18 protein-coding genes and 1 pseudogene are annotated in these 17,564 nt (G+C 70.0%); 14 read left to right on the top strand and 5 right to left on the bottom strand.

Annotated elements, in window-relative coordinates:
• Positions 1-83: 83 nt before the first annotated feature.
• From OG453_RS01390 to OG453_RS01370, 5 genes are all read left to right on the top strand, one after another.
• The gene (locus OG453_RS01390; RefSeq protein WP_266863635.1) at positions 84-899 is read left to right on the top strand and encodes a phosphatase; all 816 of its coding nucleotides are present in this window, start codon (positions 84-86) and stop codon (positions 897-899) included.
• Positions 900-1,030: 131 nt separating this feature from the next.
• On the top strand, positions 1,031-1,240 hold the full coding sequence (locus OG453_RS01385) for a helix-turn-helix domain-containing protein (RefSeq protein WP_266863634.1): 210 nt from the start codon (positions 1,031-1,033) through the stop codon (positions 1,238-1,240).
• Between the two features lie 125 nt (positions 1,241-1,365).
• Complete coding sequence (locus OG453_RS01380) at positions 1,366-1,464, top strand: AURKAIP1/COX24 domain-containing protein (RefSeq protein ID WP_003948845.1); 99 nt, start codon at positions 1,366-1,368, stop codon at positions 1,462-1,464.
• Between the two features lie 234 nt (positions 1,465-1,698).
• The gene (locus OG453_RS01375; protein WP_266869670.1) at positions 1,699-2,745 is read left to right on the top strand and encodes an NAD-dependent epimerase/dehydratase family protein; all 1,047 of its coding nucleotides are present in this window, start codon (positions 1,699-1,701) and stop codon (positions 2,743-2,745) included.
• A gap of 14 nt (positions 2,746-2,759) precedes the next feature.
• Positions 2,760-3,827 (top strand): lysophospholipid acyltransferase family protein, encoded by a 1,068-nt coding sequence (locus OG453_RS01370; protein WP_266863632.1) that lies wholly within the window; start codon positions 2,760-2,762, stop codon positions 3,825-3,827.
• Here the strand turns inward: OG453_RS01370 and OG453_RS01365 are convergent.
• Entirely contained in the window at positions 3,824-3,955 is a 132-nt protein-coding gene (locus tag OG453_RS01365) for a hypothetical protein (protein WP_266863630.1), read from the bottom strand. The two genes, OG453_RS01370 and OG453_RS01365, sit on opposite strands and share 4 nt — an antisense overlap.
• Between OG453_RS01365 and OG453_RS01360 the strand changes: the two are divergent.
• Positions 3,912-4,061: pseudogene (locus OG453_RS01360) on the top strand (glycerol acyltransferase); the annotation flags it as partial. The gene OG453_RS01365 and the pseudogene OG453_RS01360 overlap by 44 nt on opposite strands.
• A 109-nt stretch (positions 4,062-4,170) precedes the next feature.
• On the opposite strand, the gene OG453_RS01355 reads toward OG453_RS01360, so the two are convergent.
• From OG453_RS01355 to OG453_RS01345, 3 genes are all read right to left on the bottom strand, one after another.
• Positions 4,171-5,400 carry a DUF5667 domain-containing protein gene (locus OG453_RS01355; protein WP_266863628.1) on the bottom strand — a complete coding sequence of 410 codons (1,230 nt, stop codon included), beginning with the start codon at positions 5,398-5,400 and terminating at the stop codon, positions 4,171-4,173.
• A 277-nt stretch (positions 5,401-5,677) separates the two neighbouring features.
• The gene (locus tag OG453_RS01350; RefSeq protein WP_266863626.1) at positions 5,678-6,469 is read right to left on the bottom strand and encodes an ECF subfamily RNA polymerase sigma factor, BldN family; all 792 of its coding nucleotides are present in this window, start codon (positions 6,467-6,469) and stop codon (positions 5,678-5,680) included.
• A gap of 301 nt (positions 6,470-6,770) precedes the next feature.
• Entirely contained in the window at positions 6,771-7,715 is a 945-nt protein-coding gene (locus OG453_RS01345) for an HAD family phosphatase (RefSeq protein ID WP_266863624.1), read from the bottom strand.
• Between the two features lie 125 nt (positions 7,716-7,840).
• Between OG453_RS01345 and OG453_RS01340 the strand changes: the two genes are divergently transcribed.
• From OG453_RS01340 to OG453_RS01310, 7 genes are all read left to right on the top strand, one after another.
• Positions 7,841-8,119 (top strand): glutaredoxin family protein, encoded by a 279-nt coding sequence (locus OG453_RS01340; RefSeq protein ID WP_266863622.1) that lies wholly within the window; start codon positions 7,841-7,843, stop codon positions 8,117-8,119.
• A 315-nt stretch (positions 8,120-8,434) separates the two neighbouring features.
• Positions 8,435-9,190 (top strand): redox-sensing transcriptional repressor Rex, encoded by a 756-nt coding sequence (locus OG453_RS01335; RefSeq protein WP_266863620.1) that lies wholly within the window; start codon positions 8,435-8,437, stop codon positions 9,188-9,190.
• Positions 9,187-10,995: a glutamyl-tRNA reductase gene (locus tag OG453_RS01330; RefSeq protein ID WP_266863618.1), complete on the top strand. Its 1,809-nt coding sequence runs from the start codon at positions 9,187-9,189 to the stop codon at positions 10,993-10,995. The genes OG453_RS01335 and OG453_RS01330 overlap by 4 nt, the downstream gene beginning before the upstream one ends.
• On the top strand, positions 10,992-11,951 hold the full coding sequence (gene hemC, locus OG453_RS01325; RefSeq protein WP_266863616.1) for a hydroxymethylbilane synthase: 960 nt from the start codon (positions 10,992-10,994) through the stop codon (positions 11,949-11,951). The genes OG453_RS01330 and hemC overlap by 4 nt, the downstream gene beginning before the upstream one ends.
• Positions 11,948-13,606: a bifunctional uroporphyrinogen-III C-methyltransferase/uroporphyrinogen-III synthase gene (locus OG453_RS01320; RefSeq protein WP_266863614.1), complete on the top strand. Its 1,659-nt coding sequence runs from the start codon at positions 11,948-11,950 to the stop codon at positions 13,604-13,606. Before hemC ends, OG453_RS01320 begins: the two co-directional genes overlap by 4 nt.
• A 132-nt stretch (positions 13,607-13,738) precedes the next feature.
• Complete coding sequence (hemB, locus tag OG453_RS01315) at positions 13,739-14,728, top strand: porphobilinogen synthase (RefSeq protein ID WP_266863612.1); 990 nt, start codon at positions 13,739-13,741, stop codon at positions 14,726-14,728.
• Between the two features lie 64 nt (positions 14,729-14,792).
• On the top strand, positions 14,793-15,770 hold the full coding sequence (locus tag OG453_RS01310; RefSeq protein WP_266863610.1) for a zinc-binding dehydrogenase: 978 nt from the start codon (positions 14,793-14,795) through the stop codon (positions 15,768-15,770).
• 151 nt (positions 15,771-15,921) lie between these two features.
• Here OG453_RS01310 and OG453_RS01305 read toward each other — a convergent pair whose 3' ends face one another.
• On the bottom strand, positions 15,922-16,800 hold the full coding sequence (locus tag OG453_RS01305; RefSeq protein ID WP_266863608.1) for an NAD(P)-dependent oxidoreductase: 879 nt from the start codon (positions 16,798-16,800) through the stop codon (positions 15,922-15,924).
• Between the two features lie 203 nt (positions 16,801-17,003).
• On the opposite strand from OG453_RS01305, the gene OG453_RS01300 reads away from it, so the two are divergent.
• Positions 17,004-17,477: a carboxymuconolactone decarboxylase family protein gene (locus tag OG453_RS01300; protein ID WP_266863606.1), complete on the top strand. Its 474-nt coding sequence runs from the start codon at positions 17,004-17,006 to the stop codon at positions 17,475-17,477.
• Positions 17,478-17,564 lie beyond the last annotated feature (87 nt).

Genomic DNA, 17,564 nt, shown 5'->3' with positions numbered 1-17,564 from the left:
AGGGTACGTCTCGTTACGCCAACTGTGGGGGGTTTCCGGGGTTTTGGGGGTCCCCGGGGGTGGGATGCGTCAGCATCGGCTGGGTGTTGAGCACCGGCGCCCTGCGGGCGCATCTGTTGGCGGCTCGGTTGGCCGGGCCTGTGGCCACGTCTCGGGAAGAGAGCCTGCGGAGCTACCGGCTCTTCGCGGCCCGGGATCCGCGGATACTGCTGGGGCTCGATCCTGAATGGAACTGGGAGTCCCGGGACTTGCTCCGGCTCATGGCCGACAAGTGCGGGGTGTCGGCGGACCCCCGGCACACCACGGGCGCCGATGTCATCGACCCCGAGCGGACGCTGGCCGCGCTCGACGCCTTTGCGGAGCGGCTCGCGGATGCCATGCGGCGGCGGCTTCCCGTGCTCTTCGGGACCGGACATCCGCACCGGCTGCTCGGGTTCTACGCCGCGTTGGCGGACGCCTTGTCGGCGGCCGGGTGCACCGTCCTCACCCCCGCGCAGGGCAACAGTGTCGACATAACGACCCGGTTCGGCCTACGCACGTACAACCTTGACTACGTACAAGGAGTCGCGCTGGTGCGGGAACCCGGCGTGCGTCCCACCGGGAGTGAGACCGGCGCACACACCCACTCACCGCTCCCGGTTCGGGCCGCCCTCGCGGCCGCCGCGGAGGGTCCGGGACCCCTGCCCGAGCTGGTCATCGGGGACCACGGATGGGTCTGCGGGGCAGGTCAGCTGGGGTTTGAGGCGATCGGTCTGGCGGATACGGATGATCCCGCGCTGTTCGTCGGAGAGGCCGAGGGGCAGGTGTCCGTCGTCGTTCCGCTTGATGACGCTGTGCGATCTGATTACTACCGACCGCTTACTCGCTATGTACTCAATCGAGCGTGTCTGTCACAGTAGGCGGCCGATGGCTACTCCTCTTCCCCACTCGCATCATCCGCCCCTAGTCTGGGAGTGAGCGCGCAGGGACGAAGAGTCACCGGAAGGGGAAGCCGGTGCCCGTCATGTGCGGAAGGTTCAGGTGGGGTGTCATGGCTGCAGACCAAAGGCCGCTGAACGAGGTTGCGTTTCTGACCGTGGCGGAAGTCGCCGCGGTTATGCGAGTGTCCAAGATGACCGTGTACCGCTTGGTGCACAGCGGTCATCTGCCCGCCATCCGGGTCGGAAGGTCCTTCCGGGTCCCGGAGCAGGCGGTTCACGAGTACCTCCGCGAGTCCTATGTAGGAGTCGAGGCGGGCTGACAGGAGTCCCTCGATCCACCTCGATTACGTCCCTCACTCAGAGGCGGGTAGGCTAGGCCGACGTAGGTCGTGTGGGCCCAGTCTGCTGCCCCGCACTTAGTGAAGAGAAGTGAGCGAGGGTAGTCGTGGGCTCTGTTATCAAGAAGCGGCGTAAGCGGATGGCCAAGAAGAAGCACCGCAAGCTGCTGAAGCGCACCCGCGTTCAGCGTCGCAACAAGAAGTAAGCGACAGCTGTACAAGCGCGCCCCGAAGCCCTCCCGCCATCCGGCGGGAGGGCTTCGGTGTTTTCCGCGGAGTTTCCCGGGTTCACCTGCGCTTTTGTAGGCCTCTGGTGTGGCTGTCGTCACTTCCTGCAGCAGGCGGTCATCACAGCGCAACATCGACCCGCTAGCGTGTGCCGGGAGAGTGATGACGGTGTGCGTCAGGACTTCGAGGGCTGGGGAAGGCAGGCGCTGATCTTGGGCAAGGTCGTGCTCGTGACCGGGGTGGCCCGACAACTGGGCGGGCGGTTCGTCCGACGCGTCCAGCGCGATCCGGAGGTCGACCGGGTGGTCGCCGTGGACGCGGTCCCTCCCGAGCACCATCTGGGCGGTGCGGACTTCGTCCAGGCCGACATCCGGCAGCCGGCGATCGCCAAGGTGCTCGCCGAGTTCTCCGTGGACACGGTCGTCCACATGGACGTCACGGGCACCGCGCTGGCCGGCGGCAGCCGGGGTTCACTCAAAGAGACCAACGTCATCGGCACCATGCAGCTGCTCGGTGCCTGCCAGAAGTCGCCGACGGTCAAGCGGCTCGTGGTGAAGTCGTCGACCAACGTGTACGGCTCCGCGCCGCGCGACCCGGCGGTCTTCACCGAGACGACACCGCCGAAGTCGCTGCCCAGCGGTGGCTTCGCCAAGGACACCGTCGAGGTCGAGGGGTACGTACGCGGATTCGCGCGGCGGCGCCCGGACGTGGCCGTGTGTGTGCTGCGGTTCGCCAACATCCTGGGGCCTGCCGCCGACTCTCCGCTCGCCGAGTACTTCTCGCTGCCGGTCCTGCCGACCGTCTTCGGCTACGACCCGCGGCTGCAGTTCGTGCACGAGGACGACGCGATCGAGGTGCTCCGTGTGGCGGCGCACGACCCGCGGCGCGGGACGCTCAACAGCGGCACGTTCAACGTCGCGGGCGACGGCCTGCTGCTGCTCTCGCAGTGCTCGCGGCGGCTCGGGCGGCCTACGCTCCCGGTGTTCATGCCCGCGGTCACCTGGGTCGGCCAGGCGCTGCGCACGGTGGGCGTCACGGACTTCTCGCCCGAGCAGATCAGGCTGCTCACCCACGGCCGAGTGGTCGCAACACGGCAGATGCGCGAGACACTGGGCTTCCGGCCCAAATACACGACCGCGGAGACCTTCGCGGATTTTGTACGCAGTCGGGGTCCCGGGCTTCTGCCGCCGCAGGCCGTCGCCGGGGCCTTGGACCGGATCGCCACGCTGCCCTTCGTGGGCAACCAGAGCGCCAACTGAGGAGAGCGTCAACGATGGCGGACGCCAAGGTCATTCCGTTCGACGACGACCGGTCGCGCACGGGTGCGCAGCGCCCGGCGCGGCGCAGGGGCACGGCCCGGCGCAAGAACGATCCGGCAGCCGTGCGTGAGGTCACGGCCATGCCGGCCCAGCAAGACGGCGAGCCGGGGGTGGAGCGGGCCGAGCCGGTGCCTCCGGCGGAGCCGGCGCCGAAGCCGGGAGCCGCACCCGAGCCGCGGGGCGGCGGCCTGGAGCGGCGCATCGCGGGCGGGCTCGCGTTCCTGCGGCGGCGGCTCACCGGGGAGTACGAGGTCGACGACTTCGGGTACGACGAGGAGCTCACCGACCAGGTGCTGATGTCCCTGGTGCGGCCGTTGTACGAGAAGTACTTCCGCGTCGAGGTGAAGGGCATCGAGAACATCCCCTCCGACGGCGGGGCGCTGATCGTCGCCAATCACTCGGGGACGCTGCCGCTCGACGGCCTGATGATGCAGGTCGCCGTGCACGACAACCATCCGCAGGCGCGGCATCTGCGGCTGCTCGCGGCGGATCTGGTCTTCATGCTGCCGGTCGTGAATGAGCTCGCGCGTAAGGCGGGGCACACGCTGGCGTGCGCGGAGGATGCCGAGCGGCTGCTTGAGCGGGGTGAGCTCGTCGGGGTGATGCCGGAGGGATTCAAGGGCATCGGGAAGCCGTTCAGCGAGCGGTACAAGCTGCAGCGGTTCGGTCGGGGCGGGTTCGTCTCCACCGCGTTGCGGACGGGGACGCCGATCGTTCCGTGCTCGATCGTGGGGGCGGAGGAGATCTACCCGATGATCGGGAACGCGAAGACGCTGGCGCGGGTGCTCGGCTTCCCGTACTTCCCGATCACGCCTACGTTCCCGTGGCTCGGGCCGCTGGGGGCGTTGCCGTTGCCGACGAAGTGGACGATTCAGTTCGGGGAGCCGATTCCGACGGATGGGTATCCGCCGGAGGCTGCCGAGGATCCGATGCTGATGTTCAACCTGACGGATCAGGTTCGGGAGCAGATTCAGCACACGTTGTACAAGCTGCTGGTGCAGCGGCGGTCCGTGTTCTTCTAGGCGGGCTCCGGTGTCAGGTCGGCGGACGGAGTCCGGCGCAGCCGTCCGAAGCCCGCGAAGCGGCGCGAGGGCGGCAGTGTAGAGAGGTCGCTGGCGCGGGTGCTCGGCTTTCCGTACTTCCCGATCACGCCTACGTTCCCTTGGCTCGGGCCGCTGGGAGCTTTGCCGTTGCCGACGAAGTGGACGATTCAGTTCGGGGAGCCGATTCCGACGGACGGGTATCCGCCGGAGGCTGTCGGCGGTCCGTGTTCTTCTGAGGCGTTCTTCTGAGGCGGCGGTGCGTTGCGCTCATGGCTGAGGGGCCAGATCCCTGCGGATCTGGCCCCTCAGATATTCCGTGGTGCTACTTCGTGTCCTCGCCCTCGATCCCCAAGCCCGGCAGCAGGCCCGGCAGGAGCGGGGGCACCGTTACGCCCGGCTTGGCCGGGGGGGATTCGTTCTCGGGCTTGTCGTCCGATGGGGTCGGGGTCGTGTCGGTCTTCGGGGGGTCCAGGAGGCCGCCCGTGTTGCCGCCGAGCAGGCCGTCGTCCTCGCCGCTGCCGTCCGAGTTCGACGGGTGCGGCTTGCTGTCGTCGCTCGAGCCGCCGCCGGGGGAAGACTCGGGGGCGGAGGGGCGGTCCGGGGTGGAGGAGCCGGAGGAGCGCTGGCTTGGCCGGTCCGGGGTGTCGCTGGTTTCCGGGGTGCGGGGGAGCAGGGAGCGGAGCGGGTCCACTTCCTGGTCCATCGCGTCGAAGACCGAGTTGACCTTCTCGCCCACGTCGCCCAGTTGGACGGGCAGGCGGCTATGCAGGTCGCTCCAACTGCTGCGGTGCGACTCGGAGAAGGCGGACAGGGCCTGGATGGGGCCGAGCGATCCGTCCCTCTCGTACGCCTCGTGCAGCAGGCGGTGGCCTTCGGCGGCGTCGTGCTGCATGCCGGAGAGCGCTCGCCTGATCTCGCCGAGGGACTCGTGGTCGAGGTCGCCGGCGCGGCCCCGCTCCATCAGCCGGCGGGCTTCGTTCAGCCGGGTCGAGGCGTGGTCGAGGTAGATCTCGCCCTTGTCGCCGTCGTCGTCGGCCATGCCGAGCTTGATGTCTTCCATGCCGCGCTTCAGTCCGTACAGCGAATCGCCCGGAAGCGCGTCCGAGCTTGCCGCGGCCACTCCGCTGAACGCCCCGGCGGCGACGCCGACGGTGAGCCCGCCCGCGGCGATGCCCTTGGACAGCCGGGAGCGCGGCCGCAGCTTGCGCAGCCCGGTGGCCCGGTGGGCGCCCTTGCGGGACCGCTGTTCGGGCACCGATGTGCCGGTGGTGCCGCCGCCCGCGGCCGTGCCCTCGAGGAGCATGGCCTCCATGGCGGCTACGAGCTGGGCCCGCTGGACCACTTTGACCTCGGGATCAAGCTCCGGCTTCGGCAGCTCGCCGAGGCCGGTCGCCAGGGTCAACATCCGGTCCGGGGCCGCCTGTTCGGACAGCACTGGATCGGGTGTGACGGATTCGTCGGTCTGCTCGGCCGCCGGGTCCTGGTCGGATTGCTCCTCCAGGGCCTGGGCGAAGGCGTTCGCCCGCCGGTGTGCCGATACGTTCGCGATCACTGGCGGCACCTCCTCTCGTCATGACGGTCGACTCCCCAGGGGGTCCTGAGGGTTGCACACCTTGAGCACATCCACACGAATGAGTGAGCGGAGGTGATCAGGGAGCGACCACAGGGAGCCTGCATTCCGCACAACGAGCGTCGCGGCACTTGGGTTACGGACGGAGGATGATCGGACCGCCAGAAGTCCGTAGAAGTCCGTGGCGGCCATCTGGCCGCCACGGAAGGTGAGTTGAGCGTCACCCACGGCCATGGACGGCCGTCGGCGGTCCATGGCATCAGCGTGCGTCGTCCGGCAGGAGCCGGGCCAGGGTGCGGACGGCGCGGTACTGGAGGGTCTTGATCGCGCCCTCGTTCTTGCCCATCACCCGCGCGGTCTCGGCGACCGAGAGGCCCTGCAGGAAGCGCAGCGTCACGCACTCCTGCTGCTGGGGGTTGAGGCGGCGCACGGCGTCGAGCAGTGCGGCGTTCGAGAGGGACTCCAGGACGGAGTCCTCGGGGCTGCGCTCGACCTCGTTGGCGTCGAGCATTTCGCCGGTGGTCACTTCGAGGCGGAAGCGGCTCGACTTGAAGTGGTCGGCGACCAGGTTGCGGGCGATCGTGACCAGCCAGGCGCCGAAGTCACGGCCCTGCCAGGTGAAGGTGCTGATGCGGCGCAGGGCGCGCAGAAAGGTCTCGCTGGTGAGGTCCTCGGCGGTCGCCTTGCCGCCGACGCGGTAGTAGATGTAGCGGTAGACCGTGTCGCTGTACTGGTCGTAGAGACGGCCGAAGGCGTCGGACTCGCCGGCTTGGGCGCGCTCGACGAGATCCATCATGCGTGCGCTGTCGCTGTCCGCGGCGGGACGGCGGTGGGTGGGGGTTGAGGTGGCGGCAGAGGCGGAACGAGTCCGTCTGCTGACCGCCGCGCCGCTGTCCGCCAGGGCGTAGAGCGGCCCGGCGGGTGTGGGGACGGCAAATGCGGGGACGGCGGGGCCGGCGTACGCGGTGGGGACGAAGCCGCGCAAGCGGTCGGCGACCGTTGCGCGCAGCGTAGCCAGGCCCGAGGCGTCAACCCCGACGTGTGGGTACACGGGACTCCCAGAGGCAGAGCTTCCATCACGTGCAGTGCGGGACCGTTCACTCGTCGTAGCGACGCGTGGGGTCCGTTATGCGTCTGAGGAGAATAACGCTTCGTACAGGCGGCGCTACACCCAGTTGCTTAAATCACCGATTACGTCGCTTGTGTTGCCGATCCGTGCCCGTTCAAGTAGCAGACAGTGACCGGTTATTGATCGGGTTGGTTCACATTCCGTCTAAGCGCGGGGCGTGTTGTGGCCGAGTGCTACCAACAGGACTGGCGGGAGCCCGGGCGGGGTAGGACCGAGAGAATGTTCAGTGGCGGCGGCGGTGCAGGGCGATGGCCGCGGCCGTGCCGCCCGCGATCGCGCCGACGCCCGCGGCGGCCGGGATGCCGACCTTGGCGGCCTTGCGGCCGGTGCGGTAGTCCCGCAGGCGCCAGTCCCGCTCGCGGGCGTGCTTGCGCAGCTTGGCGTCGGGATTGATCGCGTACGGATGCCCGACGAGCGAGAGCATCGGGATGTCGTTGTGCGAATCGCTGTACGCGGCGCAGCGGGCCAGGTCCAGGCCCTCCGCGGAGGCGAGCGCGCGCACCGCCTCGGCCTTGGCGGGGCCGTGCAGGGGCTCGCCGACGAGCTTGCCCGTGTAGACGCCGTCCATGGACTCGGCGACCGTGCCGAGGGCGCCGGTCAGGCCGAGGCGGTGGGCGATGACCGTGGCGATCTCCACCGGGGCGGCCGTGACCAGCCAGACCTTCTGGCCCGCGTCGAGATGGGCCTGGGCGAGGGCGCGCGTACCGGGCCAGATGCGCTCGGCCATGTACTCGTCGTAGATCTCCTCGCCGATGGACATCAGCTCGGCGACGCGGTGGCCCTTGACGATGGAGAGCGCGCTGTCGCGGGCGTCCTGCATGTGCTCGGGGTCCTCGACGCCGGCGAGCCTGAACCACGCCTGCTGCCAGGCGAATCGGGCCAGCTCCTGGCGCTCGAAGAACTTCCGCTTGTAGAGGCCGCGGCCGAAGTGGAAGATCGCGGCGCCCTGCATCACGGTGTTGTCGAGGTCGAAGAAGGCGGCGGCCTTGTCGTCGCCGACGACGGGGAACTCCGGCTCCTGGTCCTGTTCGTCGGGCGCGGCGGCCTCCGCCAGTTCCTCCAGCTCCTGGGAGGACTTGCGCGCTGCCTCAGCCGAGGCCTCGCCTGCCAACACGCTCCGCGCCGTGGCGGAGCGCCTACGGGGGGTGAGCCATCCGAGAGCGGCCATGCCGTGAGCATAGCTAGTTCGTTCGGTGGTTCCGGAGTCGGCAGGATTCGACCCTGTGAACTCTTCGCGGCGGCACCGTTAAACGGACGGGCCGCGCGGCGCGTCGGCGGGGCGAGAATGGTGTCATGAGCCCGATTTTTCGCCGTACGGAGAAGAAGCGTCCGCAGGACCGGACGGTCACCTTGATCGGCAAGCCCGGCTGCCATCTGTGCGATGACGCACAGCTGGTGATCGAGAAGGTCTGCGGCGAGCTGGGAGTCGCCTGGGAGAAGAAGGACATCACGCAGGACGAGGAGCTCAACCGGGCCTACTGGGAACAGATTCCGGTGGTTCTGGTCGACGGTGAACAGCACACCTTCTGGCGGGTGAACGAAGATCGACTTCGACGCACGCTCGCCCCGTAGTCCGAATCGAGACCGATCGAGACTGACTGAGGAGTCCAAGTGGCCCGAAAGGTCCCTTAGGATCGTGGGCGGTTTTGGTCTCGGGGGCGATGATCGTGAGGAGAGTGTGCGGTTTTGCCCCCATCAAGTGAGCAACGCCGCCGTCTGCGCGCCGGTTCCAGGATCGTGCGCCGGGGGCGCGTGACCCCGGTCACGTTGGCCGGGCAAATCGGACACCATCTTTGTGCACGCGTTCACAAAGACATAGCCTGCATTCGACGGGGCGGTCTGGGGACGTGTGACCGCCTGCAGCCCCGCTCTACCCGCAGGAGCACCGTGGCAACTGGCCGAACTCACCGACCGGCGACCCGCAGCCGAGGGATTCCCGAGGCCACCGTCGCCAGGCTTCCGCTGTACCTCCGAGCCCTCACCGCACTGTCGGAGCGCTCGGTGCCCACGGTCTCCTCCGAGGAGCTCGCGGCCGCCGCGGGGGTCAATTCCGCGAAGCTGCGCAAGGACTTCTCGTACCTCGGTTCCTACGGGACGCGTGGTGTGGGCTACGACGTCGAGTACCTCGTCTACCAGATCTCCCGCGAGCTCGGTCTGACCCAGGACTGGCCGGTTGTGATCGTCGGTATCGGTAACCTCGGCGCGGCGCTTGCCAATTACGGCGGGTTCGCCTCGCGTGGCTTCCGTGTGGCCGCGCTCATCGACGCCGATCCGGCCATGGCGGGCACGCCCGTCGCGGGCATGCCGGTGCAGCACACCGACGAGCTCGAGAAGATCATCAAGGACAACGGCGTCTCCATCGGCGTCATCTCGACCCCGGCGGGCGCCGCCCAGCAGGTCTGCGAGCGGCTCGTCGCCGCCGGTGTGACCTCGATCCTCAACTTTGCGCCCACCGTTCTGTCCGTGCCGGACGGTGTCGACGTACGCAAGGTGGACCTCTCCATCGAGCTGCAGATCCTCGCCTTCCACGAGCAGCGCAAGGCCGGTGAGGAAGCGACCGCGGAAGACGCCGCGGCGCCCGCCGACGCCAAGCAGCAGCGGAAGGGACCCGACGGGGACGTCCCCGCCGTGATGCCGGCATGAGTCTCCTTGTCGTAGGGCTGAGTCATCGCAGCGCTCCGGTGAGCGTCCTGGAGCGGGCCGCGCTCGCTCCCGATGCGCAGGCCAAGCTCCTGCAGGACACGCTCGCCGCCGAGCCCGCCGCCGAGGCGGCCGTGCTCGCCACCTGCAACCGCATCGAGCTGTACGCCGACGTGGACAAGTTCCACGCGGGCGTCGCCGAGCTGTCCACGCTGCTCGCCCAGCACAGCGGTGTGGGGCTCGAGGAGCTCACCCCTTATCTGTACGTCCACTACGAGGACCGAGCCGTCCACCACCTGTTCTCGGTGGCCTGCGGCCTGGACTCGATGGTCGTCGGCGAGGGGCAGATCCTCGGGCAGATCAAGGACACCCTGGCGCGCGCGCAGGAGCTGCACACCGCGGGGCGCCTGCTCAACGACCTGTTCCAGCAGGCCCTGCGGGTCGGCAAGCGCGCGCACTCGGAGACCGGGATCGACCGGGCCGGGCAGTCGCTCGTGACCTTCGGCCTCGAGCAGCTCGCCGGGCGCGAGCCGGTCGAGGCGTGGGCCAAGGGCAAGCGTGTTTTGGTCATCGGCGCCGGATCCATGTCCTCACTGGCCGCGGCGACGCTCGCGCGGGCCGGGGTCGACGAGGTCGTCGTCGCCAACCGCACCCTGGAGCGCGCCGAGCGGCTCGCCGCCCTGCTCGGAGAGCAATATGGACGCAGCCTGACGGACGGCGGCCACGGCACCAGCGCCCGCGCCGTCGCGATGGACCAGGTGGCGGCCGAACTGACACGTGCCGATGTGGCGGTTTCCTGCACCGGGGCCACCGGTCTCGTCCTGACCGCCGAGTCCGTCGCGGCCGCCGTCACGGACCGCACCGGCTCGCCCGCCGTCGTGGCGGCGCCGCGTACGCCCGCGGCCGGCGCCTCTGCGCCCCGCGGTGCCGACGACGCCTGCCCGCTCGGTCTCTCCGGCGCGGGTGCGCCGTCGGGGGCCGGCGTGGAAGCGACCGGTGGCTCGCTCGACGGTGCGGCCGTCAACCGCGGCGTCGGGTTCTCCGTCATGGGCGAGGACGCCGTCGCGGGGATGGACGCCGCGACCCTGGAGCAGCACGCCGCCTGGGTCGACAACGCGCCCGCCGAGCGCCGTGACGACGAGGCCGTCGACGTGCGTGCCGAGGCCGGCACCATCACCGCGCTCGCCGCGGCCGTGACCGCCACCGGGCGGGTGCCCGAGCGCCGCGGCCCCTCGATGGTCGAGACCGGGCACGTCCTGCTCGCCCTGCTCGACCTGGCCATGCCCCGCGACATCGACGGCGCCGTGCACCGCATCGACGGCGTACGCCTCGTCGACATCGAGTCGCTCGCCGAGGCGTCCGCCGACGCCCCGATGGCCGACGACGTGGAGCAGGTCCGCGCGATCGTCTCCGACGAGGTCGCCGCCTTCGGCGCCGCGCAGAGGGCCGCGCACATCACACCGACCGTGGTCGCCCTGCGCACCATGGCCGCCGACGTCGTCGCCGGCGAGATCGCCCGGCTCGACGGACGGCTCCCCGGACTCGCCGAGAAGGAGCGCGCGGAGATCACGCAGACCGTCCGCCGCGTCGTCGACAAGCTGCTGCACGCGCCGACCGTGCGGGTCAAGCAGCTGGCGGGCGAGCCCGGCGGCGCCGGGTACGCCGACGCGCTGCGCACCCTCTTCGACCTCGACCCGCAGACGGTCGCCGCCGTCAGCAGGGCCGACCACCTGAACAACCAGAACGACCAGATCGACCAGCACGACCAGCACGACGAGAACAACGACCCGAATCGAGGCCGGGCATGACCGAGAGGGCACTCAGGCTCGGGACCAGGCGCAGCAAGCTGGCCATGGCCCAGTCCGGCCAAGTGGCCGAAACAGTGAGCCAGTTGACGGGCCGCCCCGTGGAGCTCGTGGAGATCACGACGTACGGCGACACGTCGCGTGAGCACCTGGCGCAGATCGGCGGCACCGGCGTCTTCGTGACCGCCCTGCGCGACGCGCTCCTTGCCGGCGAGGTCGACTTCGCCGTGCACTCGCTCAAGGACCTGCCGACCGCGCAGCCCGACGACCTGACGCTGGCCGCCGTGCCGCTGCGCGAGGACCCCCGCGACGTACTGATCGCGCGCGACGGCCTGACCTTCGCGGAGCTGCCGAACGGCGCGCGCATCGGCACCGGTTCGCCGCGCCGCATGGCGCAGCTGAACGCCTTTGCGCGGGGCCACGGCATGACCATCGAGACCGTGCCGATCCGCGGGAACATCGACACCCGCATCGGATTCGTGCACAAGGGTGAGCTCGACGCCGTCGTGCTCGCCGCCGCCGGACTGAGCCGCATCGGCCGGATCGACGAGGTGACCGACTTCCTGTCGGTCGACACAGTTCTGCCCGCCCCCGGCCAGGGGGCACTGGCGATCGAATGCGCCGCGTCCAACGCGTCGCTGACCGCCGCGCTCGCCGAGCTCGACGACCCGTACACCCGGGCCGCCGTGACCGCCGAGCGATCCCTGCTCGCCGCCCTGGAAGCCGGTTGCAGTGCGCCTGTTGGTGCGCTGGCCGACTTGCTGGCCGACGGGCAGATTGTCAAGGAGATGCGCCTGCGCGGCGTCGTCGGAACAACCGACGGCTCGACGCTGGTGCAGCTGTCCACCACCGGTCCCGTGCCCGAGACGCATGACCAAGCCTTGGCGCTCGGCCGCGAACTCGCTGCCGAGATGCTTGCCAAGGGCGCGGCCGGTCTGATGGGGGAGCGAGTACTTTGAGCCCCACCTCGAACCTTCCCGGCCTTCCCGCACACGGGCACGTCACCTTCCTGGGTGCCGGACCCGGAGATCCGGGACTGCTCACTCTGCGCGCTGTCGAGGCGTTGGCCCGGGCGGACGTCCTGATCGCCGAGCCGGATGTGCTCGACGTTGTGCGCGCGCATGCCCGGGGAGGTGTGGACACACCTCACCCTCAGGCAGTTGACGACGCGTCAGCTACCACCGATGCGCCTTCCCTGCGGGCCGCGGCCAATCTTGTCATGGAGGCGGCGAGGGGCGGCAGGCGGGTCGTGCGTGCCGTCGGCGGCGACCCCGGCCTCGACACGTACGCCGCCGAGGAGATGCTGGCCTGCGCCGCCGCGGGCATCTCCTTCGAAGTGGTGCCCGGCATCGCAGCGGCGGTCGGTGTGCCCGCCTACGCGGGTGTTCCGCTGCGCGACGCGCAGGGCACCGACGTACGTTTCGTCGACGCCCGCACCGCTTCCGACCGCTGCTGGAGCGAGGTCGGCGCGTCCGACGGGACCGTGGTGGTCTCGACGGCGCTCGACTCCGTCGCGGCGGCCGCCGGTGAGCTGGTGGCGGCCGGGCGCAAGCCCGACACCCCGATGACGGTGACCGTCGCCGGTACGACGACGCGCCAGCGCACCTGGACCGCGACGCTCGGCACCATCGCGCAGGTCCTGAAGCAGGCGAAGGTGCTGCCCTCGCCCGACGGCGGGCAGCCCGTCATAGCCGTGGTCGGTGAGCGCTCCGCCGCCGCCCAGCGCGACCAGCTGTCGTGGTTCGAGTCGAAGCCGCTCTTCGGGTGGCGTGTGCTCGTTCCGCGTACGAAGGAGCAGGCGGCCTCGCTCTCCGACCAGCTGACGTCGTACGGCGCCGTGCCGCACGAGGTGCCGACGATCGCCGTCGAGCCGCCGCGTACGCCGCAGCAGATGGAGCGTGCGGTCAAGGGGCTCGTCACCGGGCGGTACGAGTGGATCGCCTTCACCTCGGTGAATGCCGTCAAGGCCGTGCGCGAGAAGTTCGAGGAGTACGGGCTCGACGCCCGTGCCTTCGCCGGGATCAAGGTCGCTGCGGTGGGCGAGCAGACCGCTGCCGCGCTGATCGCCTTCGGTGTGAAGCCCGATCTGGTGCCGAGCGGCGAGCAGTCGGCCGCGGGCCTCCTTGAGGACTGGCCGCCGTACGACCCCGTCTTCGACCCGATCGACCGGGTCTTCCTGCCGCGTGCCGACATCGCCACCGAGACGCTGGTGGCCGGGCTCATCGATCTTGGGTGGGAGGTCGACGACGTGACCGCCTACCGGACGGTGCGGGCGTCGCCGCCGCCGGCGGAGACGCGTGAGGCGATCAAGGGCGGCGGCTTCGACGCCGTGCTCTTCACGTCCTCTTCGACCGTGCGGAACCTGGTCGGTATTGCCGGCAAGCCGCACAACGTGACCGTCATCGCGTGTATCGGCCCCGCCACGGCGAAGACCGCCGAGGAGCACGGCCTTCGGGTGGACGTGATGGCTCCCGAGCCGTCGGTCCACAAGCTGGCCGAGGCGCTGGCCGAGTTCGGGACGCGGCGTCGGGCTGCCGCGCTGGAGGCCGGTGACCCTGTCACGCGGCCGAGTGAGCGGCGGCCGGGTTCGCGTAGGCGGCGTACGGCACCCTGAGGCTCAGGCGTACCGTTAGTCACCGGCTTCGCCGAGTTCGTCCTCAACGCCGGACGGGCTGAATGTCTTCCCTGGCCCCGGCTGAGATCCTTCAGTCGGGGCCGGAACCTTTGCGTGAGGTGAGTGAGCACAGTGAGCAAGTACGGATCCTTCCCGGGAGCGCGGCCCCGGCGGCTGCGGACCACCCCCGCCATGCGGCGCATGGTCGCGGAGAACCGTCTCCACCCGGCAGATCTGATCCTGCCCGCGTTCGTGCGCGAGGGGATCAGCGCTCCCGTGGAGATCGGCGCCATGCCCGGCGTCGTCCAGCACACCCGCGACAGCCTGAAGAAGGCTGCCGTCGAGGCGCTGGAGGCGGGGGTCTCCGGGATCATGCTCTTCGGGGTTCCCGAGGAGGAGAAGAAGGACGCCGCGGGGACCGTCGGCACGGACCCGGACGGGATCCTGCAGCTGGCGCTGCGGGACGTACGCGCGGAGGTCGGTGACGACCTCATCGTCATGTCCGACCTGTGCCTCGACGAGTTCACCGACCACGGGCACTGCGGAGTGCTCGACGAGCAAGGCCGTGTCGACAACGACGCGACCCTGGAGCGGTACGCCGAGATGGCTCAGGTCCAGGCCGACGCGGGGGCCCATGTGGTGGGCCCGAGCGGCATGATGGACGGTCAGATCGGTGTGGTCCGGGACGCGTTGGACCAGACGGGCCACGAGGACGTGTCGATCCTCGCGTACACGGTGAAGTACTCGTCGGCCTTCTTCGGCCCGTTCCGCGAGGCCGTCGGTTCGTCCCTGAAGGGCGACCGCAAGACCTACCAGCAGGACCCGGCCAACGCCCGGGAATCCCTGCGGGAGTTGGCGCTCGACCTCGAAGAGGGCGCCGACATGGTGATGGTGAAGCCGGCCGGGCCCTACCTGGACATCCTGGCGAGGGTCGCCGACGCGGTGGACGTGCCGGTGGCGGCGTACCAGATCAGTGGCGAGTACGCGATGATCGAGGCCGCCGCCGAGCGGGGCTGGATCGACCGGGACAAGGCGATCATGGAGTCCCTCACCGGCATCAAGCGGGCGGGCGCGAACATGATCCTCACCTACTGGGCCACCGAGGTCGCCAAGCAGCTGTGACGGGTTGACCTCAAGCTTGCTTGAGGTTGCAGGGTGGTGTGCATAGACGTTCTGAGGAGGACATATGCGCGCCGTGGTTCTGCATGAGTTCGGGCCCGCCGAGAATCTGACGTACGAGACCCTGCCCGACCCCGTCGCGGGGCCGGGCCAGGTGCGGATCTCCGTGCGGGCGGCGGGAGTTCACTTCGTCGAGACCGTCATGCGGCGGGGCGACGCGAGCGACATGGCGCCGCCGCTGCCCGAGCTGCCCGCCGTGTTCGGCGGGGAGGTCGCGGGGGTCGTCGACGCCGTCGGGCCCGATGTGGATCCCGGCTGGCTCGGGCGAGCCGTCGTCACCCCGCGCAGCGTGCCCGGCGGGTACGCCGAGCTGGCCGTGGCCGAGACGGGGCAGCTGCACGAGGTGCCGGACGGGCTCGGACACGAGGCCGCCGTGTCGATGGTGATGACCGGGGCGACGGCCATGGGGCTCCTTGACGTCGCTCAACTCACCTCCGACGACGTGGTGTTGGTGACGTCCGCCGCCGGCGGGGTCGGGCGGCTCGTCGTCCAGTACGCCGTGGAGCTCGGAGCCGTCGTGATCGGTGCCGCCGGCGGGCCCGACAAGGTCGAGGACGTCTGGGGGCTCGGCGCCGATCTCGCCGTCGACTACAACGAACCCGGCTGGACGGACCTCGTGCGGGAGCGCCTCGACGGGCGGAGCGTGAGCGTCGTACTCGACGGGGTGGGCGGCGAGAAGTCCGCCGCCGCCTTCGGCCTGATCGGTGACGGCGGCCGGTACGTGGTCATCGGGTGGTCGTCCCAGGAGGGCTTCGAGCCGGACGCGGGCGTGGTGGAGCGGCGAAGGATCTCTGTCGCCAACGCCCTGCTGCGGCTGATCGAGCACCCCGAGGACGGGCCCGAACACGAGCGGCGGGCCCTGGAGGCCGCCGCCAAGGGGGAGTTGGTGCCCGCGGTGCAGACGTTCCCGCTGGCGGACGCGGCCCTGGCCCATGCGGCCATGGAGCGGCGGGAGACCACGGGCAAGGTCGTGCTCGTGCCCTAGCGCTCTGCTGGGTTTGCGGGTGATGAACTGCGGGCTGGTGGGGGCCGGTCGCTCCCCCAAGTTCTCGGCTTCGCTCGAACAGGGGGGACCCCCTTCGCGGCGGAGCCGCACATGTCAGAGCCCCGCGCCCCTTACGGGGCGGGAAGACCGGTCAGTTCTTCTTGAGCAGGGTCGCCAGGCGCGAGAGTCCGTCCGCCGCGTGGCCCTCGGCGATCGAGCGGTCCAGGAGGCCCTGGAGCGGCGCGAACAGCTCGTCGCTGATGCCGGCCTCGGCGTACGCCGTAAGGAAGTTGGGCAGCGCGGCCTGGTTGATCTCGAGGGACGAGACGTCCGTGAGGTGCTGCCCGGAGTCCAGCGCCTCGGCCACACCGGGGACGACACCGTTCGTCATGGCGCCGACCCAGTCCTTGAGCAGCGGCGCGAACTCGGTCGCCGGCACGCCCGCGCTGCCGATCAGGGCGTAGGCCTGGACGACGCCCATCACCATGCCGTACATGCCGGTGAGCAGGGAGAGGTCGTAGAGGGCTGCGAGACCGGGGTCCTTGCCGACCCACTTGGTGTCGGCGAGCGCGGCGAGGGTGGGGCGGTGCGTCGCGAAGGCGTCCTCGTCGGTGCCGCTGTAGAGGATGTACGCGGCGGGCGTCGCGATCATCTGCGGTACGGCCATGATGCCGCCGTCGATGTACGTGATGCCGTGGGCCGCCGCCCAGTCGGCCAACTCCCTTGCCTGGGCGGGCGTTCCGTTGGTGAGGTTCACGACCGTGCGGCCCGCGAGGGCGTCCGTCTCCGGGGTGAGGAGGGCGCGGACGCCGTCGTTGGTGGTGAGGCAGACGATGACGAGCGGGGCGGCCGCGATGGCCTCCGCGGCGGTCGCCGCCGGGGTCGCGCCCTGGGCGACCAAAGGGCCGGTCTTGGCGGCGGTGCGGTTCCAGACGGTCGTCGGGTGGCCCGCCCTGATCAGCGCGGCGGCGAGGGCGGAGCCCATCAGGCCGAGGCCGAGGACGGATACGGGGGCGTTGTCGCCGGGCACGGGGGCTCCTTCGGAAGGGCGTCTGGGGATGCCTCTGATCCTCGGGGGGTCCTACGGACGGAACAAGTACCGACTTTTTGGTGCGGTACTTACCGAAAGGTGTGTGAGCTGGTCAGGGCGGTGGACCAGGGGGATGTCACATCTTGGCGAGCCCGTCCGTCAGACATGTGTAGCCACAAAGAAGCGATACAGAGGAGTTCGTCATGGAAGCCAGGCTGAACCTGTTCGGCAACGAGGTCACCAACAAGCTCGTGCGGCACTTCAACTCGGCCGGCAAGGTCATCGCGGACTCGACGCTGCCCGCCGAGACGCAGGAGCTGGTGAAGATCCGCGCCAGCCAGATCAACGGCTGCGGTTTCTGCACCGACATGCACACGAAGGACGCTGCCGCCGCCGGTGAGACCTCGGTGCGCCTCAACCTGGTCGCGGCCTGGCGCGAGGCGAAGGTCTTCAGCGACGCCGAGCGCGCGGCGTTGGAGCTGACGGAGCAGGGCACCCGTATCGCGGACGCGGCGGGCGGGGTCACCGACGAGGCGTGGGCGGACGCCGCCAAGCACTACGACGAGGAGCAGCTCGCCGCGCTGGCGTCCCTGATCGCCCTCATCAACGCCTACAACCGCGTGAACGTGATCGTGCAGCAGCCGGCGGGCGACTACGAGCCCGGCATGTTCGGGTGACCAGAAGTGGCCGGTAGCCCGAACTGCCGCACCCCTCCCGTCCGGCGGCGTGCTTGGATGGATCTCGGGGGTTGACGGCATGGGAGG

This window comes from Streptomyces sp. NBC_01381 (genome assembly GCF_026340305.1).
Taxonomy (GTDB): domain Bacteria; phylum Actinomycetota; class Actinomycetes; order Streptomycetales; family Streptomycetaceae; genus Streptomyces.
The sequence above is the reverse complement of the archived record's forward strand: the minus strand, read 5'-3'. Positions and strand labels throughout refer to the sequence as shown.